28 protein-coding genes are annotated in these 24,834 nt (G+C 39.0%); 18 read left to right on the top strand and 10 right to left on the bottom strand.

All coding sequences use genetic code 11. From position 1 onward, the window contains the following. The first annotated feature begins 7 nt into the window (after positions 1-7). From HMPREF2750_RS09610 to HMPREF2750_RS09580, 7 genes are all read left to right on the top strand, one after another. Positions 8-1,306: a uroporphyrinogen-III C-methyltransferase gene (locus HMPREF2750_RS09610; RefSeq protein WP_070583736.1), complete on the top strand. Its 1,299-nt coding sequence runs from the start codon at positions 8-10 to the stop codon at positions 1,304-1,306. Positions 1,307-1,315: 9 nt separating this feature from the next. Continuing rightward, on the top strand, positions 1,316-2,602 hold the full coding sequence (locus HMPREF2750_RS09605; protein ID WP_070583734.1) for a heme biosynthesis protein HemY: 1,287 nt from the start codon (positions 1,316-1,318) through the stop codon (positions 2,600-2,602). A gap of 172 nt (positions 2,603-2,774) precedes the next feature. After that, positions 2,775-3,434: an amino acid ABC transporter permease gene (locus HMPREF2750_RS09600; RefSeq protein WP_070583732.1), complete on the top strand. Its 660-nt coding sequence runs from the start codon at positions 2,775-2,777 to the stop codon at positions 3,432-3,434. After that, positions 3,424-4,092 (top strand): amino acid ABC transporter permease, encoded by a 669-nt coding sequence (locus HMPREF2750_RS09595; protein ID WP_070583730.1) that lies wholly within the window; start codon positions 3,424-3,426, stop codon positions 4,090-4,092. The genes HMPREF2750_RS09600 and HMPREF2750_RS09595 overlap by 11 nt, the downstream gene beginning before the upstream one ends. Before the next feature lie 18 nt (positions 4,093-4,110). After that, positions 4,111-4,875, top strand: coding sequence for an amino acid ABC transporter ATP-binding protein (locus tag HMPREF2750_RS09590; RefSeq protein WP_070583728.1), 765 nt, complete (start codon positions 4,111-4,113; stop codon positions 4,873-4,875). Then, positions 4,859-5,716, top strand: a complete 858-nt coding sequence (locus HMPREF2750_RS09585; RefSeq protein ID WP_070583726.1) for a cysteine ABC transporter substrate-binding protein — start codon at positions 4,859-4,861, stop codon at positions 5,714-5,716. Before HMPREF2750_RS09590 ends, HMPREF2750_RS09585 begins: the two co-directional genes overlap by 17 nt. A 224-nt stretch (positions 5,717-5,940) precedes the next feature. Continuing rightward, positions 5,941-7,053 carry an ABC transporter substrate-binding protein gene (locus tag HMPREF2750_RS09580; RefSeq protein WP_070583724.1) on the top strand — a complete coding sequence of 371 codons (1,113 nt, stop codon included), beginning with the start codon at positions 5,941-5,943 and terminating at the stop codon, positions 7,051-7,053. Between the two features lie 68 nt (positions 7,054-7,121). Here the strand turns inward: HMPREF2750_RS09580 and HMPREF2750_RS09575 are convergent, their stop codons facing one another. Next, positions 7,122-7,520 carry a pyrimidine dimer DNA glycosylase/endonuclease V gene (locus HMPREF2750_RS09575; protein WP_070583723.1) on the bottom strand — a complete coding sequence of 133 codons (399 nt, stop codon included), beginning with the start codon at positions 7,518-7,520 and terminating at the stop codon, positions 7,122-7,124. 157 nt (positions 7,521-7,677) lie between these two features. Here HMPREF2750_RS09575 and HMPREF2750_RS09570 point away from each other — a divergent pair, with 157 nt between their 5' ends. Further along, the gene (locus tag HMPREF2750_RS09570) at positions 7,678-8,166 is read left to right on the top strand and encodes a YbaK/prolyl-tRNA synthetase associated domain-containing protein (RefSeq protein WP_070583721.1); all 489 of its coding nucleotides are present in this window, start codon (positions 7,678-7,680) and stop codon (positions 8,164-8,166) included. Between the two features lie 67 nt (positions 8,167-8,233). Further along, on the top strand, positions 8,234-8,635 hold the full coding sequence (locus HMPREF2750_RS09565) for a hypothetical protein (protein WP_005699125.1): 402 nt from the start codon (positions 8,234-8,236) through the stop codon (positions 8,633-8,635). Here the strand turns inward: HMPREF2750_RS09565 and tusB are convergent. From tusB to fkpA, 5 genes are read right to left on the bottom strand one after another with little or no spacing between them, the layout of a single operon-like run. Continuing rightward, positions 8,630-8,914: a sulfurtransferase complex subunit TusB gene (tusB, locus tag HMPREF2750_RS09560; protein ID WP_070583719.1), complete on the bottom strand. Its 285-nt coding sequence runs from the start codon at positions 8,912-8,914 to the stop codon at positions 8,630-8,632. The genes HMPREF2750_RS09565 and tusB overlap by 6 nt on opposite strands. Before the next feature lie 8 nt (positions 8,915-8,922). Beyond that, positions 8,923-9,282, bottom strand: a complete 360-nt coding sequence (tusC, locus tag HMPREF2750_RS09555) for a sulfurtransferase complex subunit TusC (RefSeq protein WP_070583717.1) — start codon at positions 9,280-9,282, stop codon at positions 8,923-8,925. Then, positions 9,279-9,659, bottom strand: coding sequence for a sulfurtransferase complex subunit TusD (gene tusD / locus HMPREF2750_RS09550; RefSeq protein ID WP_070583715.1), 381 nt, complete (start codon positions 9,657-9,659; stop codon positions 9,279-9,281). Before tusD ends, tusC begins: the two co-directional genes overlap by 4 nt. Then, positions 9,659-10,324, bottom strand: coding sequence for a helix-turn-helix transcriptional regulator (locus HMPREF2750_RS09545; protein ID WP_083304559.1), 666 nt, complete (start codon positions 10,322-10,324; stop codon positions 9,659-9,661). Before HMPREF2750_RS09545 ends, tusD begins: the two co-directional genes overlap by 1 nt. Before the next feature lie 59 nt (positions 10,325-10,383). Then, on the bottom strand, positions 10,384-11,106 hold the full coding sequence (fkpA, locus tag HMPREF2750_RS09540; protein WP_070583713.1) for an FKBP-type peptidyl-prolyl cis-trans isomerase: 723 nt from the start codon (positions 11,104-11,106) through the stop codon (positions 10,384-10,386). A gap of 94 nt (positions 11,107-11,200) precedes the next feature. On the opposite strand from fkpA, the gene HMPREF2750_RS09535 reads away from it, so the two are divergent. The 5 genes from HMPREF2750_RS09535 (at position 11,201) to HMPREF2750_RS09515 (ending at position 15,458) form a co-directional block, all read left to right on the top strand. Next, positions 11,201-11,422 (top strand): SlyX family protein, encoded by a 222-nt coding sequence (locus HMPREF2750_RS09535; RefSeq protein ID WP_070583711.1) that lies wholly within the window; start codon positions 11,201-11,203, stop codon positions 11,420-11,422. A 140-nt stretch (positions 11,423-11,562) separates the two neighbouring features. Beyond that, entirely contained in the window at positions 11,563-12,633 is a 1,071-nt protein-coding gene (locus HMPREF2750_RS09530; protein ID WP_070583710.1) for an ABC transporter ATP-binding protein, read from the top strand. Then, positions 12,630-13,499 (top strand): ABC transporter permease, encoded by an 870-nt coding sequence (locus HMPREF2750_RS09525; protein WP_070583708.1) that lies wholly within the window; start codon positions 12,630-12,632, stop codon positions 13,497-13,499. Before HMPREF2750_RS09530 ends, HMPREF2750_RS09525 begins: the two co-directional genes overlap by 4 nt. Then, positions 13,496-14,347: an ABC transporter permease gene (locus HMPREF2750_RS09520; protein ID WP_049369977.1), complete on the top strand. Its 852-nt coding sequence runs from the start codon at positions 13,496-13,498 to the stop codon at positions 14,345-14,347. Before HMPREF2750_RS09525 ends, HMPREF2750_RS09520 begins: the two co-directional genes overlap by 4 nt. A 19-nt stretch (positions 14,348-14,366) precedes the next feature. Beyond that, complete coding sequence (locus HMPREF2750_RS09515) at positions 14,367-15,458, top strand: extracellular solute-binding protein (RefSeq protein WP_070583706.1); 1,092 nt, start codon at positions 14,367-14,369, stop codon at positions 15,456-15,458. 70 nt (positions 15,459-15,528) lie between these two features. Here HMPREF2750_RS09515 and HMPREF2750_RS09510 read toward each other — a convergent pair whose 3' ends face one another. Beyond that, positions 15,529-16,914, bottom strand: coding sequence for an SLC13 family permease (locus HMPREF2750_RS09510; protein WP_070583703.1), 1,386 nt, complete (start codon positions 16,912-16,914; stop codon positions 15,529-15,531). A 155-nt stretch (positions 16,915-17,069) separates the two neighbouring features. Next, complete coding sequence (locus tag HMPREF2750_RS09505; RefSeq protein ID WP_049365141.1) at positions 17,070-18,296, bottom strand: MFS transporter; 1,227 nt, start codon at positions 18,294-18,296, stop codon at positions 17,070-17,072. 174 nt (positions 18,297-18,470) lie between these two features. On the opposite strand from HMPREF2750_RS09505, the gene HMPREF2750_RS09500 reads away from it, so the two are divergent. The 4 genes from HMPREF2750_RS09500 (at position 18,471) to HMPREF2750_RS09485 (ending at position 22,183) form a co-directional block, all read left to right on the top strand. Beyond that, the gene (locus HMPREF2750_RS09500) at positions 18,471-19,181 is read left to right on the top strand and encodes a FadR/GntR family transcriptional regulator (protein ID WP_049373731.1); all 711 of its coding nucleotides are present in this window, start codon (positions 18,471-18,473) and stop codon (positions 19,179-19,181) included. Then, positions 19,171-20,244 (top strand): Gfo/Idh/MocA family protein, encoded by a 1,074-nt coding sequence (locus HMPREF2750_RS09495; protein WP_032822500.1) that lies wholly within the window; start codon positions 19,171-19,173, stop codon positions 20,242-20,244. Before HMPREF2750_RS09500 ends, HMPREF2750_RS09495 begins: the two co-directional genes overlap by 11 nt. A 10-nt stretch (positions 20,245-20,254) precedes the next feature. Continuing rightward, positions 20,255-21,361, top strand: a complete 1,107-nt coding sequence (locus tag HMPREF2750_RS09490) for a Gfo/Idh/MocA family protein (RefSeq protein WP_070583701.1) — start codon at positions 20,255-20,257, stop codon at positions 21,359-21,361. Positions 21,362-21,502: 141 nt separating this feature from the next. After that, complete coding sequence (locus tag HMPREF2750_RS09485) at positions 21,503-22,183, top strand: YidX family protein (RefSeq protein ID WP_070583699.1); 681 nt, start codon at positions 21,503-21,505, stop codon at positions 22,181-22,183. A gap of 276 nt (positions 22,184-22,459) precedes the next feature. On the opposite strand, the gene pdxH is transcribed toward HMPREF2750_RS09485, so the two are convergent. Together pdxH and HMPREF2750_RS09475 are read right to left on the bottom strand one after the other, a co-directional pair. After that, entirely contained in the window at positions 22,460-23,092 is a 633-nt protein-coding gene (gene pdxH / locus HMPREF2750_RS09480) for a pyridoxamine 5'-phosphate oxidase (protein ID WP_070583697.1), read from the bottom strand. A 66-nt stretch (positions 23,093-23,158) separates the two neighbouring features. After that, positions 23,159-24,805, bottom strand: a complete 1,647-nt coding sequence (locus tag HMPREF2750_RS09475; RefSeq protein WP_070583695.1) for an ABC transporter substrate-binding protein — start codon at positions 24,803-24,805, stop codon at positions 23,159-23,161. Between the last annotated feature and the right edge of the window lie 29 nt (positions 24,806-24,834).

The raw sequence follows: 24,834 nt of genomic DNA, 5'->3' as shown, positions 1-24,834 counted from the left end.
AAAAGATATGGCGAAAGAGAAATTAACCCCTGAAACGACAGATGAAATCCAAGCAACAGATGCGGTGGAAATTCAAACTGAAGATCGCGTGCCTGTTGCGCCACGTACACAAACCGTTGTGAAGAAAAGTGGTACTGGATTAAGTTTATTGGCTATTCTCATTGCACTTGGCGTGGGTGGTGCAGGTTATTATTTTGGCCAACAAAAAGTGGATGAATTCCAACAAAAATTGACCGCACTTGAAGCTCAAATCAATAATAAAACGGTGGTTTCAGCACCTGCTCAAGAAGTAAAATTTGATACTACACAGCTTGCTCAATTAGAGTCTGCGAATAAAGCAACACAAAACAAAATTGCGCAAGTAGAAGAGCTAATCAATGCCAAATCACATGAGTTAGTTGGCTTACAATCACAAATTAATAAAGTGAGCGCACAAGCTAATGCTCAACAACCTACCGATTGGTTATTCTCAGAAGCAGATTTCTTGCTCAACAATGCATTGCGTAAATTAGTGTTAGATAATGACGTGGATACAGCGGTTTCACTCTTAAAACTCGCTGATGAAACTCTTGCTAAAGTGAATAACTCACAATCTGCGGCTATCCGTAGCGCAATCAATCAAGATCTGAAACAACTTCTCTCCGTAGCTGGCGTGGATCAAAATTCGGTCATGCAAAAATTATCGCAATTAGCTAATACGGTTGATGAACTACCTGTGTTAGATGTGAATTTCGGTGATGACCAAAATGCAACAAAATTATCAGATTCCCTGTCTGACTGGGCGGAAAATGCAGAAAAAAGTGCGACCTCATTCTTGAATCACTTTATTCGTATTTCACCGAAACATGGTGCGGATCGCAAAGAATTATTAGCGCCAAACCAAGATATCTATTTACGTGAAAACATTCGTTTACGCTTACAATTAGCGATTATGGCAGTACCTCGTCAGCAAAACGAACTTTATAAACAATCTTTAGAAGCCGTTGCATCTTGGATTCGTAGCTATTTTGATACCAATGCTGAAGTGACTCAAAGTTTCTTAAAATCAGTGGATGAATTATCTGAAGTATCCATCTATGTGGATGTGCCAAGCCAATTACAAAGCTTAAGTATGCTTGATAAGTACTTAAATCGTACACCTTTAGATGTGCAGAAAGTGGAAATTGAAGCAGAAAAAGCGGTTGATAATTCACCAAGAAAAGAAGAAGTAAAACCAGCACCTGAAGCGAAAGCGGAAGAGCCAAAAGCTGAAGAAAAACCCGCTGAAGCACCAGCTGCACAACCGGCAACTGAACCCCAACAATAAGGATAGATAATGTTTAGAGTTCTCTTTTTAATGATCGCCTTACTTGCTGGATTGATTGCAGGACCTTACCTCTCCGGTCAGCAAGGTTATGTCAGAGTTGAAACAGCAAACACCGTATATGAAATGTCACTCACCACATTAGTGATTCTCTTTGTGGTCACACTTGCAGTGATTTATTCGTTAGAGTGGTTGGTTACCCGTTTCTTCCGTTTAAGTAACAATACCTATAACTGGTTCTCTCGTCGTAAACGTGTGAAAGCACAGCGTCAAACCCTTGAAGGCTTGATGAAGATGAATGAAGGCGATTATGCCAAAGCAGAAAAACTGATTGGTAAAAACGCAAAACATTCTGCCGAGCCAGTATTAAATCTGATTAAAGCCGCTGAAGCTGCACAACAACGCGGTGATGAATTCAGCGCAAACCGTTATTTAATTGAGGCGACGGAGCTTGCCGGTTCAGATAATCTATTAGTCGAAATTGCCCGTACCCGTATTTTATTACAACAAAATAAATTACCGGCAGCGCGTAGTTCCGTTGATAGCTTGCTTGAAATGTCAGATCGCAACAAAGAAGTATTAAAACTTGCTGCTGAAATTTATAGCCGTTCCAAAGCTTATCAAGCACTTGATGGCATCTTAGATTTAATCGAAGGTTCTGGCTTATTCTCAGCAGAAGAATTTAAAGCGCTTCAACACGAAACAGAAAATGGCTTGTTAGATGAGAAAATGAATGAAGAAGGCGTTGAAGGCTTGCTCGCATGGTGGGAAGCTCAGCCACGCCGTCGTCGCAATGATTTAGAATTAAAAACCGCTTTAATTCAACGTTTAATTGATTGCAACGATCATGAATCGGCTTATGAATTTACGCTTGAAATCATGAAAAAATTGGGTGATAACACCCCAATTAGCCCTGAGCTTTGCACGCAAATCACTCGTTTACAAGCAGAAGATAACAGCAAACTGCTTAAGTTAGTAGAAAAACGTGCAAAACGTGCCGATGAAAGCCAACGTTGTTGTCTCAATCGTGCATTAGGCTATCTTTATGTTCGTAATAACGATTTTGCTAAAGCAGCAGAAGCATTTAAAGAAGTTACTGCTTGCCCAACTCAACTTCAACCAAATGATGTCATGATGGCATCTTATGTGTTCGAACAAGCTGGCGACAAAGCGGCAGCGGAAAAAATTCGTCAGGACAGCTTAAAATCAGCCATGTCTATTCAGGATAAACCGGCTGAAATACAAGACGAACCAAAAACAGACGAAGAACCAACCGCACTTATTGCGAAACGTGATTAAAATAAACAAAGGCGGGGCTGAATAAAGCCCCTTTTTTTATTCCTAACCACCACTTATTTCATTTAAAACCCACTTGTTATTACATTTCATTATAAGTAATAAATTTCCATTCTTTTCTCAACGATTCAAAATTTTTTACTATATCGTTACGCAAACGATTAAATTATAAAAAATGAATTGGGATTATATTTTAAGTGTCACCCCACGTTTTATTCATGCCACGCTGATGACCCTTCATCTCGCCTTTTGGGGCATTTTATTGTCGCTAGTGATTGGTGTGATTTGTGCGGTGATTACCACCTACAAAGTCAAATCATTAACTTGGCTAGTAAAAGGCTATATTGAGCTTTCTCGTAATACGCCTTTATTGATTCAAGTGTTTTTTCTCTATTTTGGGCTGTCTAAAATTGGCCTGAAATTAGATGGGTTTACTTGTGGCATTATCGGCCTGGCATTTTTAGGTGGAAGCTATATGGCAGAAGCCTTTCGTGGTGGTCTGGAAGCGGTATCAAAAGGGCAAATTGAATCAGCCTTAAGTATTGGTCTAACCCCTTTTCAAGCTTTTCGTTATGTGATTTTTCCACAAGCCTTTGCGATTGCGACACCTGCAATTGGCGCAAATTGCTTGTTCTTAATGAAAGAAACCTCGGTGATCAGCGCTGTCGCCGTCGCTGAACTGATGTTTGTAGCAAAAGAAGTCATCGGGCTCGATTACAAAACCAATGAAGCCTTATTTTTATTAGTGGTGTTTTATTTAATCATTCTATTACCGATGTCTATTTTCATCAGTTATTTAGAACGCCGTACTCGGAGAGCAAAATATGGGGCTTGAATTATTATTCCAAGGTAGCAACATTGAACGCTTGCTCAACGGTTTATGGGTGACGGCTGAAATTGCGTTCATTTCTGTCTTCTTCGCCTGTATTTTAGGTGTGATTTTTGGCGTAATCATGACGAGTAGAAACCCAATTATCAATGCCATTTGCCACTTTTATTTAGAATTTGTACGCATCATTCCATTATTAGTGTTACTTTTTCTCGCGTATTTTGGTTTGGCAAAATGGTTTGATATTCACTTAGATGGCATTTCTGTATGTATTTTGGTGTTTATTTTCTGGGGAACGGCAGAAATGGGGGATTTAGTGCGTGGTGCATTAACTTCCATTGAAAAACATCAAATGGAATCAGCCTACGCTTTAGGTTTAACGCCGTTTCAAACCTTTGTGTATATTTTACTGCCACAAAGTTTAAAACGTGTGACACCAAGCGCGATTAACCTCTTTACTCGTATGGTTAAAACTAGCTCTTTAGCGATGTTAATTGGCGTAGTCGAAGTCATTAAAGTCGGTCAACAAATTATTGAGCATTCATTATTTAGTAATCAATCGGCAGCGCTTTGGATTTACGGTGTCATTTTCGGTTTATATTTTGTGATTTGTTACCCGCTATCCTTATTTTCCCGTTATTTAGAAACCCGTTGGGAAAGTTAATTTTTATTAGGAAAACACATGGCGTTATTAGAAATTAGAAACCTCGTCAAAAATTACGGTGATGTAGAAGCACTAAAAGGTATCAATCTTTCTATAGAGAAAGGCGAAGTCGTCGTTATTTTAGGTCCATCGGGTTGTGGTAAAAGTACTTTTTTACGCTGCCTAAATGGGCTAGAGGAAATAAAGAGCGGTCAGATTTTGCTGCAAAATGCAGGCGAATTAGGCAAAGACATTCCTTGGGTTAAAGCGCGTCAACGCATTGGGATGGTATTCCAAAGTTATGAACTATTCGCTCATTTATCAGTGATTGACAATATTTTGCTCGGCCCTTTAAAAGTACAAAAACGCGATCGCGCAGAAGCTGAAAAACAAGCCGATGATTTACTTAAACGTGTAGGTCTATATGACCGAAAAAATGCCTATCCGCGTGAATTATCAGGTGGACAAAAACAGCGAATTGCCATTGTTCGTTCACTTTGCATGAACCCTGAAATTATTCTGTTCGATGAAGTCACTGCTGCTCTTGACCCTGAAATGGTACGCGAAGTACTTGATGTGATTTTAGGTCTTGCCAAAGATGGCATGACGATGCTCATCGTTACCCATGAAATGAACTTCGCCCGTCAAGTAGCCAACCGCATTGTGTTTATGGATAAAGGACAAATCATTGAACAGGCAAAACCGGAAGATTTCTTCACGAATCCAGCCACGGATCGTGCGAAAACATTCTTAAATATCTTAAATTATGAACCGAGAGGGACAAACTATGAAGAAAACATTTAAAACATTGACCACACTTTTAGCTACTGCCACCTTAGCATTTGGCTTAACCGCATGTAATGACAAAGAACCAGCTAAAGACGGGGCAAAAACAGTTTCAAGCCTTGAGCAAATACAAAAAGATGGCAAAGTACGCATTGGTGTATTTAGCGATAAACCACCATTTGGTTATGTTGATGCACAAGGCAAAAGCCAAGGCTTTGATGTTGAAATTGGTAAAGCGATCGGTAAAGATTTATTAGGTGACGAAAACAAAGTGGAATTTGTTTTAGTAGATGCCGCAAACCGTGCAGAATACTTACTTTCTAAGAAAGTTGATATCATTCTTGCCAACTTCACTGTAACTCCAGCACGTAAAGAAGTGGTAGATTTTGCTAATCCATATATGAAAGTGGCACTCGGTGTCGTTTCAAAAGATGGTTCTGTGATTACTGACCTTGAACAATTAAAAGGCAAAACTTTAATCGTAGATAAGGGTACTACTGCTGATATTTTCTTCACCAAAAACTATCCAGATGTGAAGTTATTGAAATTCGAACAAAATACAGAAACCTTTGAAGCCTTACGTGATGGTCGTGGTGATGCATTATCTAATGACAATACCTTCTTATTCGCTTGGGCAAAACAAAATCCAGGTTATACCGTGGGCGTAAAAAACTTTGGTGATCAAGATGTTATTGCACCAGCTGTTCGCAAAGATGCACCTGAATTGTTAAATTGGTTAAATAACGAAATCCAAACTCTAGGCAAAGATGGGCGTTTAAAACAAGCTTACGAAAAAACCTTATTGCCAGTTTATGGTGATACCGTCAGCGAAAGCGATATCGTGGTTGAATATAAATAATTCTCCCACATTCACTTCTCCTTTAGTCCAACTCAAGGAGAAGTGAAAACTTACTAAGTATTGACCGCACTTCCAATTTTAAATGCGAAATATGTTTTTTCTAGATATATGCCTATTTTAACCCTTCAACAGCATTTCTTGTATTATCACTTTATAACATCTAAATTTAATAATAATTCTTATTTATGGCAATATTCTTATGTTTTATTCAGATAGGAGTTTATATGCAAAAAAAATCAACAATTCGTTTAATTTTGGCCGTTCTATTACTGACTTTTGGTATCACTACTCAAGCAGAAATAAAAACAATCAAAGATGTATTAGGACGAGAAGTTAACGTTGATGTGCCCGTAAAAAATGCCGTGTTAGGCTTTTACTATCCTGATTACATTGCTGTTACGGGTGTTGAAAATTTTAAATATGTTAAAGGTATCTCACGTGAATTTTGGGAAAAATTTAATCCAGGAAGTTGGGCATTGTTTTCTGAAAAAATGCCTGAACTCAAAAATATTGCTGATATTGGTAATGTAAATACAGGAACTTTCTCAACCGAAAAAACCTTGGCATTAAAACCTGATGTATTGATTCTTGCAGAATGGCAATATCAAACTATTGGTTCCGAACTACCAAAGTTAGAACAAGCTGGCGTTCCAATTATTGTTGTCGATTTTAATGCTCAAAGTGTAGAACGACACACCAAAAGCGCAAAGATTTTTGGGCAACTTGCAGGTACCGAAGAACGAGCAAATAAAATTGCAGATGAATATGCTCAAGGCATTACTGATATTCAAAAACGTGTAAAAGAGGCTAACCTACCTAAACCTAAAATCTATGTAGAATTTGGCAATAAAGGTCCTAGTGAATATAGCTTTACCTTTGGTAAAAATATGTGGGGTGCTATTGCTGAAACTGTTGGCGGGGATAACGTAAGCGCGCCTTTTGTCGAAAATTGGGGACCAATTAATCCAGAACAACTTCTTGCCGCACAACCTGAAGTGATTATGATTTCTGGCACAGAAATGGGGCATGAAACTAACGATGAAATGATGGCGATGGGAATAAACATCAATGAACAGGATGCACAAAAACGCCTAAAAGGTTTCTTAACCCGTGCAGGGTGGCAAGATTTACCTGCAGTTAAAAACCACCGTGTTTACGGTATTTATCATACGGCTTCTCGCTCACTAAGTGATCTAGCAGCCGCTCAATTTATGGCAAAAGCACTTTACCCAAAACTTTTTGAAGACATAGACCCACAAAAAACCTTTATGGATTTCCATAAAAACTATTTGCCTATCATACCTAGTGGTACATTTTTTATTAAATTGAAAGATTAAACAATTCATAAGGTGAGCGATGCTCACCTTTTTTATATTCTCACTGCCTTTCATAAGTGAAAACTCCTTTATTTTTGACCGCTCTTTGGAAGATGCGGTGTAAATCTCGCCTTTAATGGCATTCTTTCCTGAATACGTTCCCGATTAATCTGTAACGCCGCCTCTGTGGCTTCATAGTCTAACCATAAACTTGGGTCATCGGGTAGCGTTTCATTCCAAATATACTGCACGTTAAAGCCTCGGGCTTTACATTCCGCATGTAATGCATCATACCGTTTCTTTAAAAATGCCAATTTATTAAAGAAAAAACGCACATGCCCTTCCCCCAACTTATATTCTGCTGGCTGTCCTTTTAAGTGATACTTACCTTTCGCCACGGCGTTGGGAATACGAGTTAATTCACGATGTTCTGCCAAAAGATGCTGATCACAAAGCTCCGCTGGCGGAACAAGATTAATTCGAGTCATAAACGATACCAAAGAAAAAGAAACATAGTACGGGGCGTAAAGGTATTTGTCTATCTCATAATAAATATGACTCAAAAGATTAATTCTTTTCTTTGATTTTCACATGAATCAATCCTTGTTAAACTGATTAAAAACATCGCTATTGAAGGAATCACTAATGTCTGTCAAAACATTTGAAAAATTGACCGCACTTTTAGATGAACACCAAGCACGCTATCGCGTGGTTGAACACCCCACAGCAGGAAAATCAGAAGAAGTGGCTAAAATCCGTGGTACAGAATTAGGGCAAGGGGCAAAAGCGTTAGTATGCAAAGTAAAAGGGAATGGCGTAAAACAAGCAATATTAGTCATATTACCTGCCGATCAACAATCTGATTTAAGCAAAGTGGCGACCTATTTGGGTGGAACTAAGGCATCACTTGCCAGCCCTGCAGAAGTGGATACCCTGACTGACTGTGTATTTGGTGCAATTCCGCCTTTTAGCTTTCATCCTGATTTGTTATTAATTGCTGATCCTAGCTTACTTTCTCGTTATGATGAATTGGCATTTAATGCAGGTACATTAGAACGCTCTATTATTCTCAATACACAAGATTATGCCTCAATCGTTCAGCCCACATTAGTGGATGTAATAAAAACCGAATAGAGAAAAGATTGGTTGTCTTTCATTTGATTGATACAATGCATCCGTTTTTCTATTAATTGGATACCTCATGAAAAAATATCTTAAAGCATTTATTCTTTTACCGTTGATTATTCAAATTATTGGCACTATTGGCCTAATGTTCGCAAACAATGATGCCGATGGATTTCAATCTTCAGCGATTACCGTCTTTATCGTGGCTGCGGTACCGACTTTTCTCATTACACTTTGGGCAGCATTTCACCGTTATGCGAGTTATCACGTAAAAGCTATCGCATTAATTTCGGTACTAATTGGATTTTGTTATACCGTCGTAGCGGGGATCTTTTATGCAACGCTAGTGAATGATATGGGATTTGGCGAATGGTTACGCGCAGGAGGATTAGAAATTACCTGCTTAATGGCCGCAGGTTTGGCACTTTATTCTGTTATGGTATTACCGCTCTTGTTACCGAAAGAACGCCCGCTATAAGGCGATTTGAGGCGAATATTGAGCAGTTAAATCCACCAAATCTGCTAATGAAATTGACCGCACTTGATTGTTTGACAAAAGTGCGGTTAAATTTCGGGCTAAAACATCCTGTTTCAACATAAAACATTGCCCTTTGCATTGGGTAAGCATTTCTCCATACTTCACCGCTAACAACACGCCATCTTGCCATAAAACCACCGCATCATTTTCCGTGATTTCTGTCAAATAACGTTGAAGTTCTGTCTCAGAATAATGAGCTTGAGAAAAGGTATAAAGCATAATATTCCTTAAAACGTAAACACTTTTTCTGCTTGGCTGAGTTTATTGATCAGCGAAGTGCGGTCAATTTTTTCAGCAGAAATAATGAGTTGTTCTGTTTGCAAATTGTATTGGTCGAGCGAATCGGCGCAGACAAAGCGCTGTTCAATATCGTATAAATCCAATAATTTAAAGGTACGAATAAAGTCTTTTTGTAACAATAACTCAGGATTTTGTCCATCGAGTAGATTTAATACGCCATCATCGATAAAAAAGACACCGATTTCCTCTTCATCACAAAATGCTGTTGCAGCAAGCAAAGCATCTAAACCTTCACGAGAAATCGCGTTTCCATGCGGTGCGGTACGAAATAAGAATGCTAGCTTCATAATGTCACCACCCGATCTGCTTTTAATGCCATCGCCATAAACTCGCCTAAGCCTGTAATCTCAAAACCTTCTGCCAGATTCGTTTTATCTGTCTCTTTTGCCGTAAGTGCATCCACTACGCCACGACGTTGTGAAGCGGCTACACATAAATGCAAAGGAATATGATGCTGCGCTGAAAAGGCTTGCCAAGCTTGCGTGAGATTACATTCATCATTGGCAGGATAAACCAAGCCATTGCCATTACTCACACCGTCTTGGAAAAAGAAAATTTGGTTAATGACATGCCCTTTTTCAAGTAAAGCTTGGGCAAATTGATAGGCAAGAAAAGCCCCTTGTTTTCCATAAACGGGACTTTTCACGGCGAGAACATAGTTCATTACTCTTGCTCTTGTTTGATTTGACGAATATACAAATACACGGTGTGGCGAGAAATCGCGAGGCGATCAGCCACTAAATTGATCGCATCCTTAATATCAAAAATGCCTTTTTCGTAAAGTGAAATCACAATCTGACGGTTCTTATTATTATTCGAAACCGAGCGATCTGCATTCACTTCTTCAATGGTTTTTTCTACCGTTTGTGCCACCAATTCTTCCACTGAACTTGCAAAATTGACGGAAGAGGTTTCATTTTGTTCCTGCGTTGGCATAAAGGCCTGCATAAATTGAGAGACCGGCACATCCAAATTAATATTGATACAAAGTAAACCAATAATGCGTTGTTTGCCATTTCGAATAGCGATGGTCACGGACTTCATCAACACATTGCCTTTCGCACGCGTGAAATAAGGCTTAGACACACTTTCACTTTGCATATTACGCAAAGATTTCAAGGCTAAATCCGTAATCGGAGAACCCACTTGGCGATTGGTATTATGCCCATTGGCGATACAAATGGCGGAATGCTCAATGTCTTCCAAAGAGTGTAAAACGATTTCACAATGCTTGCCGATCAACGCGCTCACGCCATCAACTACTGCTTTATAGGAAATCAGAATGGCACGATCTTCATCGGTGAAAGGTTGTCTATCGGTTAGTATCATTTTTCAAATCTGGTAGGGAAAATGACCGCACTTTGGACAAAGTGCGGTTGAATTAAGGATTATTTTTTAGGATTAACGTCTAATACTTCAACTTCGAAGTAAAGAGTTGCATCAGGTGGAATTGAATCGCCTGCACCTTGTTTGCCATAAGCTAATTCAGGTGGAATCACTAATTCGATTTTACCGCCTTTCTTCACTAATTGAAGACCTTCAGTCCAACCTTTAATCACTTGGTTTAATTTAAACTCAACCGGTTGACCACGTTCAACAGAGCTATCAAATACTTTACCATCTGGTAATTTACCGGTGTAATGTACTTTCACAGTATCTGTTGCTTTAATCGCATCACCTTTACCTGCTTCAGTAATTTTGTAAAGTAAGCCATCTTTAGTGCTTTTCACGCCGTCTTTTTTCGCAAATTCAGCGCGGTATTTATCGCCTTCTTCTTTTGCGGCTTTCGCTTGTTGTTCTACTTTTGCTTTCGCTGCAGACACTAATTGCTCTTGAATGCCATCTAAAGTTTTTTGAATTTTTTCGTCTTTACGAACATCAACTTTACCTTCTAATGCATCTTTTAAGCCATCTAAAATACGTGCATTGTCGTATTGAATCACTTCTTTTTGAGCATCCACTAAATCTTTTACTTGGTTACCCATTAATGCACCCACAGCATAAGACGCATCACTTGCGCTTGGCGCTGCTTTATCTTCTGCAAAAACAGAACCTGAAACGACCGCACTTACCATAAGTGCAGCAAGAGAAAGCTTTTGAATTTTCAACATTTTGCTTGATCCTTTATAATAGAAACGGAATAGCGAATAGGTTAAATCGTATTGACCAAATTCACAACATTTTTTTAAAAATTAGAGAAATTTTATGCAAAATCAACAAATTTTAGAAGATCGCATCTCTGAACTTGAAATGAAAATTGCGTTTCAAGAACAACTTTTAGACGAACTCAACCAAGCATTAGTTCAACAACAGTTTGATATGGATAAAATTCAACTTCAACTCCGCTATCTCGCTGGCAAATTAAAAGATATGCAACCTTCTAACATTGCTAGCCAAGCAGAAGAAACGCCTCCTCCGCATTATTAAAATGTAATAAAACCATATTTTTAGCTAAATGCGTGATCTTCATCACAAATTCATGAAAAATATTTTTATTTTATTGAAAAAATAACTAAGTGTTTTTATGGTTACCTCTATAGTTGTATAGCCAAATAGAGGATGTAAAAATGGCAAAGTTAGAAATAAAAAATATTACAAAAAAATTTGGTGACTTTTACGCAGCAAATAATATTACTTTTACCGCTGAAGAAGGCGAGTTTGTCACCTTATTAGGACCAAGCGGCTGTGGTAAAACCTCCTTATTAAAATTAATCGCTGGATTTCACGTGGCAGATGAAGGTGAAATCCTTATCGGAGGAAAAAATGTTAACAATGTTCCTCCAGAAAAACGCAATACAGCCATGTGTTTCCAATCCTATGCCCTTTTCCCTCACCTCAACGTTTCTCACAATATTTGCTATGGTTTAAAGCAACGTAAAATTGATATTGAAGAACAAAAACAGCGTTTAAATCTTGCATTGAAACAAATGGATTTAGAATTTCATAAATTGAAATTACCCAATGAGCTTTCTGGTGGTCAACAGCAACGTGTCGCATTAGCCAGAGCCATGGTCACTCGTCCAGATGTAATTTTATTTGATGAACCGCTTTCCAACTTAGATGCCAAATTACGCGAAAGTGTACGTTTTGAAATTAAGCAACTCTCAAAACAATACAATTTGACTAGTATTTATGTGACTCATGATCAGGCTGAAGCCCTAACTATGTCAGATAAAATTATTGTGTTAAATAAAGGTGCTATTGAGCAAATTGGCTCTCCTCAAGATATTTATCATCATCCTAAAAACCGCTTTGTGGCAGATTTTATTGGCATTGCCAATATTACAGAAGCCAATGTGAAAAATATCGGTGATAACCTTTATGCTGTTAGTTCTATTTTTGGCAATTTCACCGTATTTTCTGAGAAAAAACCGGAATCAGAACGAATTTATATTTGCTTTCGACCCGAAGACATTGAATTGTTACCAAATGCACAAACGGAAGCGGAAAACCAAATTACAGTAGATATCATCAACACCGCTTTCATGGGCAATATCACGGAAGTGCAAGGAGTCATTAAACGTAATGATGAAGAGAAAAAATTACGCCTGCAACTAACAAAATGTCCGAATTTGAGCGATAAACTCACCTTTACGGTTCCCCGCTATGCGATTAAATTCTTGGAGTCCGTAAAATGAAAAGTCTCAAAAATGATGTAAAAGCATGGTTATTGCTATGTAGCGGTTTAGGTACGATCCTATTTTTAATGGGGTCCACGTTCTACATTGTCGTCTCTCAAAGCCTTGGTTTATACAGTATGGGCGGGGAAGAAAGTCAATTTAGTTTAGAGTATTGGCAAGCCGTATTAAATAGCCCAGTATTCCAAAATTCGTATATTTATTCCGTAAAAGTGTCTTTATTAGGGGCGATTTTATCCATCATCGTGGCTTATCCCATTGCCATGTGGTTACGTAAAAAATTACCAGCCAAGGTAACAATTATAACCATCTTGCGGGCGCCTATGTTGGTACCAGGATTAGTTGCAGCCTTCTTGTTCGTCAATATGATCTCTTACCACGGCATTCTTAATGAGGTATTTGTTTATTTAGGCATTTGGGACGAACCGAAAACCTTACAAAATGATGAATTTGGTTGGGGGGTAGTGATTTTACAAATGTGGAAAAACATTCCCTTTGCTTTAATTCTTATTGGTGGCGCGGTCAATTCACTGAAAACTGATTTATTAGATGCGGCAGCTAATTTAGGTTCGAATCCTTGGCAACGTTTTTGTTATGTGATATTCCCTCTAACCTTAGGTGCGGTACAAGTTTCCTTTATTTTAATATTTATCGGTGCACTCGGTGATTTCGCCTTTTATAGTATTGCAGGTCCTCGTAGTACCTATTCTTTAGCACGTTTAATGCAAATGTCCGCCTATGAATTTGAAGAGTGGAATCAAAGTGCGGTCATGGCATTAACTATTATGTTGACCTCTGCCTTCTTCTCCATCCTAGTGTCATTATTGATTAAACCATTAGCCGTCAAACGTGGAGAAGTCAAATGAGTAGTTCCGTACAAATCACAACGAAAAATGGTCGATTAATCGCACGTATTTCCTTAACTTTCTTTATTCTTGCTAATTTTATTTGGTTGTTCTTGCCATTTTTGATGGCTGGTTTATGGTCATTGGTAGATCCCGCTAAACCGTGGAGTTATCCAGATATTTTCCCTCAATCATTATCTTTTGAGCGTTGGAAAATCGTCTGGGAAACCACCTCTTTACCTGAAGCAATGTTTAATAGCTATACCATTGCGCCTACGGTTTCTCTGATCACTATTTTACTCTCTCTCCCAACAGCTTATGCATTTGGACGTATGGAGTTTAGAGGTAAAAAATTAGCAGAATTATTAACACTGATTCCATTGGTTATTCCAGGCATGATTATTGCCCTATTCTTTAGCCGTATGTTATTGGATTTAAATATTAATAATCCATTCATCGGCATTGTTATTGGGCATGTTGTACTCACGTTACCTTATGCTATTCGGATTTTATCCGCGGGCTTTTCTTCTGTGCCACAAGACCTCATTGATGCTAGCCGTGACTTAGGTGCATCTAAATTTACCGTTTTCAAAGATGTGTATATGCCGATGTTAAAACCCAGTTTTTTAGCATCAATTATTTTCTGTTTAGTGAAAAGTATTGAAGAATTTGCTATCGCTTTCGTTATCGGCTCACCGGACTTTATTACCGTGCCAACCATTTTATATTCTTTCCTCGGTTATTCTTTTATTCGTCCGAATGCGGCCGTTGTATCGATTATTTTGTTGGTACCAAACATTATTTTGATGATGATTATCGAAAAATTGTTGAAAGGGAATTATCTCTCTCAATCCACAGGAAAAGCATAATTTTCACAAGGAGCATCTTATGCAAAAAAATATCCGTAAACTTCTATCCATTGGTCTTACCGCTACTGCCTTGGCTGTCAGTACTTTTGCCTCGGCTTCTACTGACTTAAGTGGTAAATCTTGGAGCGAAATCGAAGAACTCGCTAAAAAAGAAGGAAAATTGACAGTTAGCGTTTGGTATTTGCAGCCGCAATTCCGTAATTTTGTCAAAGAATTTGAAAATCAATACGGTATTAAAGTCAAAGTACCTGAAGGCACCTTGGACGGTAATATCAATAAACTGATCGCTGAAAAAAATCTAGAAACCGGCAAAATGGACGTGGTTGTGTTAAATGCTGACCGTTTAGGCAACGTAGCGAAAAATGACATTCTTGTAAAACTCAATAACTTACCAAATTTCGATAAATTAAATCACCACTTACAAGGTGTTGAATTAGGCGATATGGCTGTAGGTTACTGGGGTAATCAAACCGGTCTAGCTTATGATCCTATGCGAATCAAAGAAGAGGAATTGCCACAATCTTGGGCAGATATGGAAAACTATATTGATAAAAATCCAAAAAAATTCGGCTATTCAGATCCAAATGGCGGCAGCTCTGGTAATGCCTTCATTCAACGAGCTTTAGTGTACATCAATGGTGATTATGATTATCGTACCGATAAAATCGATGAAGCACAGATTGCTAATTGGAAGAAAACCTGGGATTGGTTCAGCAGTAAAAAAGATGCGCTAATCCGTACGGCTTCGAATGCTGATAGTCTAACTCGTTTAAACGACGGTGAGTTAGTAATTGTCTCCGCATGGCAAGATCACTTGTTCAGCTTGCAAAAACAAGGTGCAATTACTGACCGTTTAAAATTCTATGTACCAAAATTTGGGATGCCTGGCGGTGGTAATGTTGTAACCGTAGCAAAAAATGCACCGAACCCAGCCGCATCACTTGTTTTCGTGCATTGGATTACCTCACCTGGAGTACAACAGAAATTAAACCAAGAATTCGGTGTTCGTCCACTAAATAGTGAATCTGGTTTGAAAGATACCATTTTCTTCTCAACACCATGGCGTAAAGCCGAAATGGAAGCCTTCACAAAAGAGGTTATTTCGAGATAAACAACAAACCGCACTTTAACGTGCGGTTTGCTTTTATAGGCAAATAAAGTGCGGTCAGTTTTAACCACATTTACAACCAAACAAAATAAGTCATACTGCCGATGATGGCGATACAGAATAGATTGAGAATCAAGCCGACTTTGGCCATATCAAGTTGTTTCACATTGCCTGTTGCAAACACAATAGCATTTGGCGGTGTAGCGATTGGCAACATAAATGCACAACTTGCACCACAAGCGATAATTGCGGCTAAAGCGATAGGCGGTAAATTCATGGATTGTGCCACTGAAATCACAATTGGCATAATCAACGCTGCACTAGCGGTATTCGATGTAAATTCTGTTAGGAAAATAATAAATGCCGTCATGACAAAGCAAAGTACCCAAAGTGGTTTGGTTTGCACAAACTGAACGATACTATCCGCCATAATCTTACTGGCGCCAGAATCTTTCATCACGATACTAAGTGTTAAACCACCACCGAATAAAACGAGCACGCCCCATTCAACACGCTCTTGAATTTCTTTCCAACTCGCAACACCTGAAACACAAATAAAGATCACAACGCATAGCGCAATCACGGTATCAAAGTTTTCGATTTTTTTCGGCAATTCAAGGAAAGCCGTAATCCATGGGTTTAAGAGAGAGCTGAAAAGTAACATAATCGCCATACCGATAAAGATCAGTAAGGTAATAATATTTTTTCGATTAAAGCTGACTTTCTCAAGTGACGGATTAAAATCTACAGAAAAGTCTGGACGTAAAATCACCCATAAAGAAAAAATCATTGAAGGCACAAGAAGTACCATCACCGGGAAACCGTAACCTAACCATTCCGTGAAGGTCACTTGAATTTGAGACGCCAAAATGGCATTCGGTGCACTTCCCACTAATGTACCAATACCACCGATACTGGCGCTAAATGCCATGCCTAACAATACGAAGGCGTACAACCGATGATTTTTCTCTGCATTGATACCTTTTAACATCCCCATCGTGAGCGGTAACATCATCGCCGCCACAGCGGTGTTGTTAATCCACATAGAAAGGAATGTAGTTACGGTGAAGAGGTAGGTAATAGAAAGTTTTAAGTTTCCTTTGGCCAAACGAATAATGTAATTCGCAATAATCTTATCTAGATTCTGAATTTGCAACACCGCAGCCACCACAAATCCCCCAAAGAACATATAAATAATTGGGGTAGAGAATGGTGCGAGCGCTTTTTGTGTATTAATCAAGCCTAATCCTATGGCCACGACAGGCACCATAAGGGATGTCACGGTAATATTAAAGGCTTCCGTTAACCATAAAATACCAATAAAAATCAGCAAGGCTAGCCCGCGATTCTCTTGAGCAGAAAACGGCAGTATTTTGATTAAAACCAACATGAAGACAAAGTCTAAGGCAAGAATAATGAGACTTTTATATTTAGAGAGAAAGGTTTGTTGAGTTCGCATATACAATCTCCTATAAAATGATAGGGGAGATTATTAATTAGCATTTAACAGAGAAAATTGAAACATATTTTTAACAAATTTGTGATGCGCTTCAAACTATTTTTGTATAAACAACAAACCGCACCTAAAAGTGCGGTCTGTTTTGCTTTCGTTTTTTATTGTTGCATACGAGCTTGAATACGTTCTGGCAATCTTAATCCAACGAGAGCAACAAGGACAATTGTCCAGAATAAGGTCACATACACAAGGGCTGAACCAAGTCCTACTCTTTCGCTAAGTGCGGCGGCAATCACAGGAGACACCCCACCACCGATCGCAGCGAAGTTATAGATGAAACCAATACCAGTGCTTCGCATTTCAGCTGGAAAGAAAGTCGCCATATATTTTGGCACTAAACCGGCAATACCTAAGTTAGTTGCAAGTAAGAAGAAGAGCAACGCACCAAGTGCTAATACATTATTCTCTGGCAAATAGAATACTGGGAAGAGGAAAAAAAGCGATAACAATAAGCTATATACAAAGGTTTTCTTCTCACCCAATTTATCCCCGATAAAGCCGGCAATTAAGGTACCGATGAGGATACCAAAGCCTGCCCAGAACATCAGTGATTTCACATTTTCAGCATAGCCATTTTCTTTGAGGTAAAGTGGAAGTAAGCCCACTACCGGCCAGTTTACGGAGAAAATTGAATAACAAACTAAGAAAATAATTAAGGTAATTGGTAATTGTTTTTTAGTGAATAGGTCAGTAAGTGGAACTTTATTCACTTTACCCGCTGCTTTCGCTTGCGCCCATTCTTCACTTTCAGGTGCATGACGACGAACGTAGAGCACTAAAGCAACTGGTGCTAAACCGATGAAGAAAGCCATACGCCAACCATAAGTTTGAGATACCCAAGGAATCACTTGAGAAGCAAGAATATTACCAATGGAGAAGCCACTCACTAAGAATGCACTGGCTTTTGTACGTAAATGTTGTGGCCAGCTTTCAATGGCATAAGAGGAAGAACAAGCATATTCACCTGCCATCCCCATACCGATAATCATACGGAAGATGAAAAGCCAAATATAACTGGTGGATAAACCGCACAAGAATGTCCCGACGGAATACGTAATAATGGAAACAATCATTGCTAAACGACGACCATATTTATCGGCAAAGCTACCAAAAATCGCCCCACCTAATGGACGCGCCACGAAGGCTGCAAGTAATAATGTGGATGTTTCCGTTGTGCTCATGGCGAATTCTTTTTGAATATCCAAAAGCACGTAAGTGATAAGCATATAATCGAAGCCATCAAAAACATAACCTAACCAAGCCGCAAATAACGCTTTCTTTTGCGTAGGACTGACTTCTTTATACCATGGTAATGATGTTGCCATAACAACCTCCCTTCCTTGTATTTGAGAATTTTGTGGTATAGATCACAGAATTTAAAATCACTGCTAATTTCTGCTTGCATAAATAAAGATAAGACGTATGATGTCTTATGTCAATTAGAGAGAATGAGAGCTGGATCACAAATTCAGAAAATAGATTAGAAAATGAGAACAGAAATGAAAAAAACAAGTAAAAAAGAAGCAAGTCTCGTTTTGCAGGATAAAATCAAATCGCTCATCATTAAACAAAATCTTAAATCCGGCGATTTGATGCCAACAGAAAATGAACTGATTGAACAGCTTGGGGTGAGCCGCTCCAGTTTACGTGAAGCCATTAAATCTTTAGAGGCGCTACATATTTTAGATATTCGCCATGGTGTTGGTACCTTTGTGAGTGAATCTTCTCTTGTGCCAATGATTCGCGGATTAAGTTTTCACACCCAACTGAATTTGCATAATGATCATAATCAGCTGATTAATATTTTGGATATTCGGGAAATTTTGGAATACGGTTTTGCCCCGATGGTTTTAGGAAAAATTAGCCAAGAACAGACCGCACTTTTGCAAAAATCAGTAGCAAATATGGAGAAAAATGCACGAGAACAAAAGTTTTCGCCTAAAGATGAATACCACATTCATTTAAAGCTTTATGAACCATTAAATAACCCGTTACTGATTCAATATTTAGATGCGTTTTGGCAAATTTATCAGCAAGTAGAAAAAGGCTTACCGCCACCAATACTTTCTCCTGAAAAATTAGCCATGCAACACCGTGAATTAATTGATGCCGTAGAAGCGCATGATTTGGTGCGCATGCAACGTGCGATCTTGCAATATTTCCAAAGTATTCGCCAACGCTTACAACAAGGGGGGCATGATGCAAACTAATGGATTAAACATCGCCTTAATCGGCTGCGGCTTTTTTGGCGTTCAGTTGGCTTCTGCATTTGACAAAGCCCAAGCAAACTTAATTGCAGTGACCGATATCAATCCTTCTCTTGCACAAAAACTCGCCGACCAATACGGTAGCCAAGCCTTTTTTAGTGTAGAAGAAATGTTGGCAGAAACTAAACCGGATTTAGTGGTTATCGCCACACCAAACTATGCTCATTATTCCCCAGCTATCTTAGCGTTAAATGCCGGTTGTCATGTCTTTATTGAAACACCTTTTACCTTAAGCTCTTCTCAAGGGCAACATTTACGCCGTCTTGCTGAAGAAAAAGGCAAATTCATTTTCGTGGGCCATTTGGAACGTACGTTACCTGGCATGTTAAAAGTCAAAGCGGCTTTAGAACAAGGAAAATTAGGCAGAATTACGGTCGCACGAGCCATGCGTCAGCGTTGGATTGAAAATCTACCAAACAAAGAATGGTGGAAATTAGATGCCAATCTTACAGGCGGTGAGCTTTTCCACCTCATTCATGAACTGGATTTACTCTGTTGGTTATTAGGCGATATTGAGGCGGTCTTTGCTCAAGCCGCTAATCAAGCGCATCACGATACGCCAGATAGCCGTGATGTATTGCAGTTGCTATTACGTTTTAAAAATGGCGTGTTAGGTTCGCTCGAAATGGGCACCGCTTATCGGTTACACCAATGGGGCATTCAAATTCATGGTGAAAATGGTGTGATTGAAGTCAATTTCTTTACCTCAAGTGTCACATTTAATTATCTAGATGGAAAAATAGAACACGTTGATTTATTTGATGAATTTGAGGCTGATTTATCTTTACGCGAAAGTGCAAAAGGCACTCAGCAATATAATGTCACCCACGCACCTTGCCAACTTTGGTTAAGCCGAGCGGCTGAAATCGAAGTACAAAGCGTGGTAGAGCACTTAACGCAAGGAAAAACCAGCCCATTAAGTCTATGTTTAACTGAAGCCATCGAAGTTGCAGAAGCAGCGAAGCAATCCATGGTAACAGAAAAACAAATCTCAGTGAAAAAATAAGGAGTTTATTATGATGCGATATGGTGTTGTTGGCGTTGGCTATTTTGGTGCGGATTTAGCCCGTTTCATGAATGAATTTGATGATGCACAGATTACAATGGTATACGACCCTGAAAATGGTGAAACCATTGCTCAAGAATTACAATGCGTAGCGGCAAAATCTCTTGAAGAATTAGTCACTTCCCCTGATGTGGATTGCGTGATTGTTGCCACCCCAAACTACTTACACAAAGAACCGGTCATTCTTGCAGCGAAAAACAAAAAACATGTTTTCTGTGAAAAACCAATTGCCTTAAGTTATCAAGACTGTGATGACATGGTGCGCGCTTGTGAAGAAAATGGCGTCACCTTTATGGCTGGCCATGTGATGAACTTCTTTAACGGTGTTCACCATGCCAAAGAATTAATCAATCAAGGCGTGATCGGTAAAGTGCTTTATTGTCACACCGCACGTAACGGCTGGGAAGAACAACAACCAACCATTTCATGGAAAAAAATCCGTGAAAAATCTGGCGGCCACTTATACCACCATATTCACGAATTAGACTGCGTACAATTCATTATGGGGGGCATGCCAAAAACCGTTACCATGGCAGCCGCCAATGTTGCACACAAAGGCGAAAAATTTGGTGATGAAGACGATATGATTTTTGTCACCATGGAATACGATGACAATCGTTTTGCTGTTCTAGAATGGGGTTCCGCTTTCCGTTGGGGTGAGCATTATGTATTAATCCAAGGGGAAAAAGGTGCGATCAAACTTGATATGTACAATACCAAAGGCACCCTTCGCGTGGATGGAAAAGACACCTATTTCCTCATTCACGAAACCCAAGAAGAAGATGATGACCGTACCCGTATTTACAACAGCACAGAAATGGACGGTGCGATTCAATACGGTAAACCAGGCAAACGTACACCGCTCTGGTTGAGTTCTATCATGAAAAAAGAAATGCGTTATTTAAACGATATTCTTCATGGTATGGAACCAACTGAGGAATTTGTAAAATTACTCACCGGTGAAGCTGCCCGTGCCGCCATCGCCACAGCCGATGCATGTACCCGTTCTCGTTACGAAAACCGCAAAGTTGATTTAGCAGAAATCATCGGTAAATAAAAATAACGTAAAAATAAACCGCACTTTGGTTGAGGAATCAAAGTGCGGTTGTTTTTTATGACCTTGTAAAAAATAGATTGAATTCTTACGCAAAAAGCTGTAATTTCAATAACCTATATAGATTAGCAATAGGAATTTTCTATGAAAAACATTTTAACTAAACTAGTTTTTATTATTGGATTAGGTGCTATGCTTTCTGGCTGTGCAACCTCCACACTTTGGACAAACACAAATGATCTTGCAACTGGCGATAAAATCGAAACAGTAACAAGAGAGAAAACTATTGATAGCGATGAAATTATTGCATTAGGACAAGATAAAAACTCTGGCAAAGTGCTCATTTTTGGAAAAAAATATCTTATTCATTTGCATGAAACAAGCTCAGAAGAAATTCAAAAACTGACCAATGCTAAATTCAGTAATCCTTTTTATATAAATAATGCCATCGAAGTTATCTCGAAAGATGATACAGAACTCAAGTATGTGAAAGCTGATTTTTCATTACAATACAAAGTAACGAATGAATTAGAAAAAGGAAAAATGAAGAAACTCGGCTTCATGTGTAATGAAGCTTCCTGTGCTAAAAACTTAGAACTTACAGGTGATATTTATTCATTAACAGACAAAGCACAAATTCATCGCCCAAGTAAACAACTAGCTAAATCATTACCGTTTAAGTTAAAACAACAAACATCAAATATAAGATATAAAACCTCTTCTCAAGCAGAAGGCGTAGTAAAAGCTGTGGGTCTCACACCTTTAGCGTTACTCTTAGATGTTGTGACTTTACCGATACAAATTATGTTTTTAACCAACAACTAAGTTCCAGTTTGAGTCTTTAGATATCTAAGCGGTCTAATTTTTAGCTATATCATTTTATCTAAAAAATGACCGCTCTTTACTTTCTAATCTATCCCTGGTTTTCTGTTGCTGCAATTTTATTCTTTGGTGGTATCGGTGCAAAATAGCCAACCACTAGCAATAGTAATCCCACAACAATAAATGAAACAATCCTTGCCTCCTCCTCTATTGCTCAATTCAATCAAGAACAATGTGATTTCCATTAAAGATGACAAAAACTGGATTATCTCAAGGCGCTTACGGTGATAATCTTTCTCTCTCCCATTTTCCATCATTGAATAAATAACAAATTCTGTCATGTAAACGACTTGGACGACCTTGCCAGAATTCGATGCGATCAGGAATCACAAGATAACCGCCCCAATGTGGTGGGCGAGGTACGTTTAATGGGTGTTTTGCTGCAATTAGAGCAGCTTTCGCTAATAAAGATTTATGGCTAGAAATGACCGCACTTTGCTCGCTGGCCCAAGCACCAATTCGGCTGGTGTAAGGGCGAGTCGCAAAATATTCATCTGATTGTTCAGGCGAGATTTTTTTAGCTTTGCCCTCAATACGAACAGAACGTTCTAATTCGGGCCAAAAGAATGTCAAGGCGACGAAAGGATTATGCTCTATGGCACGACCTTTTCGGCTGTGATAATTTGTGAAAAATACAAAACCTTGTTCGTTCACTTCTTTCAACAGCACCATTCGACTTGTTGGCCGACCATCTTCATTGACTGTCGCAACATTAACACCTGTTGGCTCATTGACTTTAGCCGTAATCGCTTCGTTGAGCCATTTTTCAAATTGTTTTATTGGATTGGGATCGCAATCATGCTGAGAAAGCGCCTGTTTGCAATAATCCTCACGAATATCATGTAAGTCCATTTTCTTTCTCCTTTTACTTGAAAACAAAAAGCCCTTGCAACTGCAAGGGCTAGTATAGTCCGTTAATTATTTACCATCAACACTCACGCCATAAAACGCATCATAGCCGAATGGGCTTTGTACGTAGCCTTTTACGCGAGGGCTAAGTGGTGCGAAACCAACAGAGTGCGCCACTGGAATCCATGGCGCTTGCTCATGGAAAATCACTTGTGCTTGTTTATAAAGCGCTGCGCGCTCATCTTTATTGGTTAAGCCAATCGCTTTATCTAATAGGGCATCAAATTCTGCATTTTTGAAACGAGCAAAGTTTGAGTTGCCAGCGTTAGCACTTGCAAGTAACGGAGAAAGGAAGTTATCCGGATCACCGTTATCGCCTGACCAACCAAAGATACCAGCCGTTAATTCACCTGCTTTAGCACGTTTTTGATAATCTGCCCATTCAAACGTTACTGGATTTGCTTTTACACCAACTTTTGCCCAGTCAGCCATCACAAGTTCAGCCATACGTTTTGGATTTGGGTTAGACGCACGCACCACTGGTTGAATCCAGAAGTCCGTTTCAAAACCGTTTGGATAACCTGCTTCCGCTAAAAGCTGTTTCGCTTTCTCTGGATCATACGGATAATCTTGGATTTCGTCGTTATAACTCCAAATTGTTGGTGGTAATGGATTTTTCGCTGCCGTGCCTGCACCTTGATAAACCGCTTCAATAATCGCTTTTTTGTCCACCGCATAGTTCAATGCTTGACGCACTTTCACGTTATCAAACGGTGCTTTTTCCGTATTGAATGCGATATATGCCACGTTCAAACCTTTTTGTTCCAAAAGCTGTACTTTTGGATCAGTTTTCATTTTGGCTAAATCCGCCACATTCGGGAATAAAATTAAATCACAAGAACCCGCTTGTAACTTCGCATAACGCGTGGTCGCATCTGGTACGATGCTGATGACTAAACGATCAAGCGGTGTACGACCTTTCCAATAGGTTTCATTTGCTACATATTGTGCCGCTTGGTCAGTTTTGTAATCCACAAAAATAAACGGACCTGTACCTACTGGTTTGTTATCGATTGTTTCTGGTTTACCCGCTTTCAACATCGCATCTGCATATTCAGCGGAATAAATAGAAATAAAGTCCATACCCAAACTTGCTAAGAAAGTCGCATCTTTTTTATTCAAAGTAATACGAACGGTATTGTCATCCACTTTCTCAACTGATTTTAATAAATCTGGGAATTTCATCGCTTTGAAATACGGATAAGTCCCTTTCGACACGTTGTGATAAGGGTGGTTAGGATCTAATTGACGTTGGAAAGAAAAGACCACATCATCCGCATTAAAATCACGTGTTGGCGTAAATTCTTTTGTCGTATGGAATTTCACTCCTTTACGCAAATGGAACGTATAAGTTAAACCATCATCACTGATCTCCCAACTTTCAGCCAAGGCTGGCTCAAGGTCAGTCGAACCTTTTTTGAACTCAACCAAACGGTTATACACTTGTTGTGAACTCGCATTGTAAGATGTGCCTTCCATTACCAATGCAGGGCTAAAGCTAAGTGGTGCTTTCGCTGTACAGTACACAAATGTGTTATTACCTGAAGGTTTTGCTGTTTCTGCTTTTGCATTTTCTTTTGCCGCAGAACCAGATTGATCACAAGCAGCTAAAAACAAACTGGCTGCAATAAGAGTTAAGGTCGCTTTTAATTTCATAAGTTTTCCTTCTTTAATCGGGTGTAACA

It is taken from the genome of Haemophilus sp. HMSC066D02 (assembly GCF_001810545.1).
In the GTDB taxonomy this organism is placed as follows: Bacteria; Pseudomonadota; Gammaproteobacteria; order Enterobacterales; family Pasteurellaceae; genus Haemophilus_D.
The sequence above is the reverse complement of the archived record's forward strand: the minus strand, read 5'-3'. Positions and strand labels throughout refer to the sequence as shown.

Bases quoted from the DNA above. Each gene is read 5' to 3' on its own strand.
- HMPREF2750_RS09610 (WP_070583736.1), top strand. From the start codon at position 8: ATGGCGAAAGAGAAATTAACCCCTGAAACGACAGATGAAATCCAAGCA.
- HMPREF2750_RS09605 (WP_070583734.1), top strand. From the start codon at position 1,316: ATGTTTAGAGTTCTCTTTTTAATGATCGCCTTACTTGCTGGATTGATT.
- HMPREF2750_RS09600 (WP_070583732.1), top strand. From the start codon at position 2,775: ATGAATTGGGATTATATTTTAAGTGTCACCCCACGTTTTATTCATGCC.
- HMPREF2750_RS09595 (WP_070583730.1), top strand. From the start codon at position 3,424: ATGGGGCTTGAATTATTATTCCAAGGTAGCAACATTGAACGCTTGCTC.
- HMPREF2750_RS09590 (WP_070583728.1), top strand. From the start codon at position 4,111: ATGGCGTTATTAGAAATTAGAAACCTCGTCAAAAATTACGGTGATGTA.
- HMPREF2750_RS09585 (WP_070583726.1), top strand. From the start codon at position 4,859: ATGAAGAAAACATTTAAAACATTGACCACACTTTTAGCTACTGCCACC.
- HMPREF2750_RS09580 (WP_070583724.1), top strand. From the start codon at position 5,941: ATGCAAAAAAAATCAACAATTCGTTTAATTTTGGCCGTTCTATTACTG.
- HMPREF2750_RS09575 (WP_070583723.1), bottom strand. From the start codon at position 7,520: ATGACTCGAATTAATCTTGTTCCGCCAGCGGAGCTTTGTGATCAGCAT.
- HMPREF2750_RS09570 (WP_070583721.1), top strand. From the start codon at position 7,678: ATGTCTGTCAAAACATTTGAAAAATTGACCGCACTTTTAGATGAACAC.
- HMPREF2750_RS09565 (WP_005699125.1), top strand. From the start codon at position 8,234: ATGAAAAAATATCTTAAAGCATTTATTCTTTTACCGTTGATTATTCAA.
- tusB (WP_070583719.1), bottom strand. From the start codon at position 8,914: ATGCTTTATACCTTTTCTCAAGCTCATTATTCTGAGACAGAACTTCAA.
- tusC (WP_070583717.1), bottom strand. From the start codon at position 9,282: ATGAAGCTAGCATTCTTATTTCGTACCGCACCGCATGGAAACGCGATT.
- tusD (WP_070583715.1), bottom strand. From the start codon at position 9,659: ATGAACTATGTTCTCGCCGTGAAAAGTCCCGTTTATGGAAAACAAGGG.
- HMPREF2750_RS09545 (WP_083304559.1), bottom strand. From the start codon at position 10,324: ATGATACTAACCGATAGACAACCTTTCACCGATGAAGATCGTGCCATT.
- fkpA (WP_070583713.1), bottom strand. From the start codon at position 11,106: ATGTTGAAAATTCAAAAGCTTTCTCTTGCTGCACTTATGGTAAGTGCG.
- HMPREF2750_RS09535 (WP_070583711.1), top strand. From the start codon at position 11,201: ATGCAAAATCAACAAATTTTAGAAGATCGCATCTCTGAACTTGAAATG.
- HMPREF2750_RS09530 (WP_070583710.1), top strand. From the start codon at position 11,563: ATGGCAAAGTTAGAAATAAAAAATATTACAAAAAAATTTGGTGACTTT.
- HMPREF2750_RS09525 (WP_070583708.1), top strand. From the start codon at position 12,630: ATGAAAAGTCTCAAAAATGATGTAAAAGCATGGTTATTGCTATGTAGC.
- HMPREF2750_RS09520 (WP_049369977.1), top strand. From the start codon at position 13,496: ATGAGTAGTTCCGTACAAATCACAACGAAAAATGGTCGATTAATCGCA.
- HMPREF2750_RS09515 (WP_070583706.1), top strand. From the start codon at position 14,367: ATGCAAAAAAATATCCGTAAACTTCTATCCATTGGTCTTACCGCTACT.
- HMPREF2750_RS09510 (WP_070583703.1), bottom strand. From the start codon at position 16,914: ATGCGAACTCAACAAACCTTTCTCTCTAAATATAAAAGTCTCATTATT.
- HMPREF2750_RS09505 (WP_049365141.1), bottom strand. From the start codon at position 18,296: ATGGCAACATCATTACCATGGTATAAAGAAGTCAGTCCTACGCAAAAG.
- HMPREF2750_RS09500 (WP_049373731.1), top strand. From the start codon at position 18,471: ATGAAAAAAACAAGTAAAAAAGAAGCAAGTCTCGTTTTGCAGGATAAA.
- HMPREF2750_RS09495 (WP_032822500.1), top strand. From the start codon at position 19,171: ATGCAAACTAATGGATTAAACATCGCCTTAATCGGCTGCGGCTTTTTT.
- HMPREF2750_RS09490 (WP_070583701.1), top strand. From the start codon at position 20,255: ATGATGCGATATGGTGTTGTTGGCGTTGGCTATTTTGGTGCGGATTTA.
- HMPREF2750_RS09485 (WP_070583699.1), top strand. From the start codon at position 21,503: ATGAAAAACATTTTAACTAAACTAGTTTTTATTATTGGATTAGGTGCT.
- pdxH (WP_070583697.1), bottom strand. From the start codon at position 23,092: ATGGACTTACATGATATTCGTGAGGATTATTGCAAACAGGCGCTTTCT.
- HMPREF2750_RS09475 (WP_070583695.1), bottom strand. From the start codon at position 24,805: ATGAAATTAAAAGCGACCTTAACTCTTATTGCAGCCAGTTTGTTTTTA.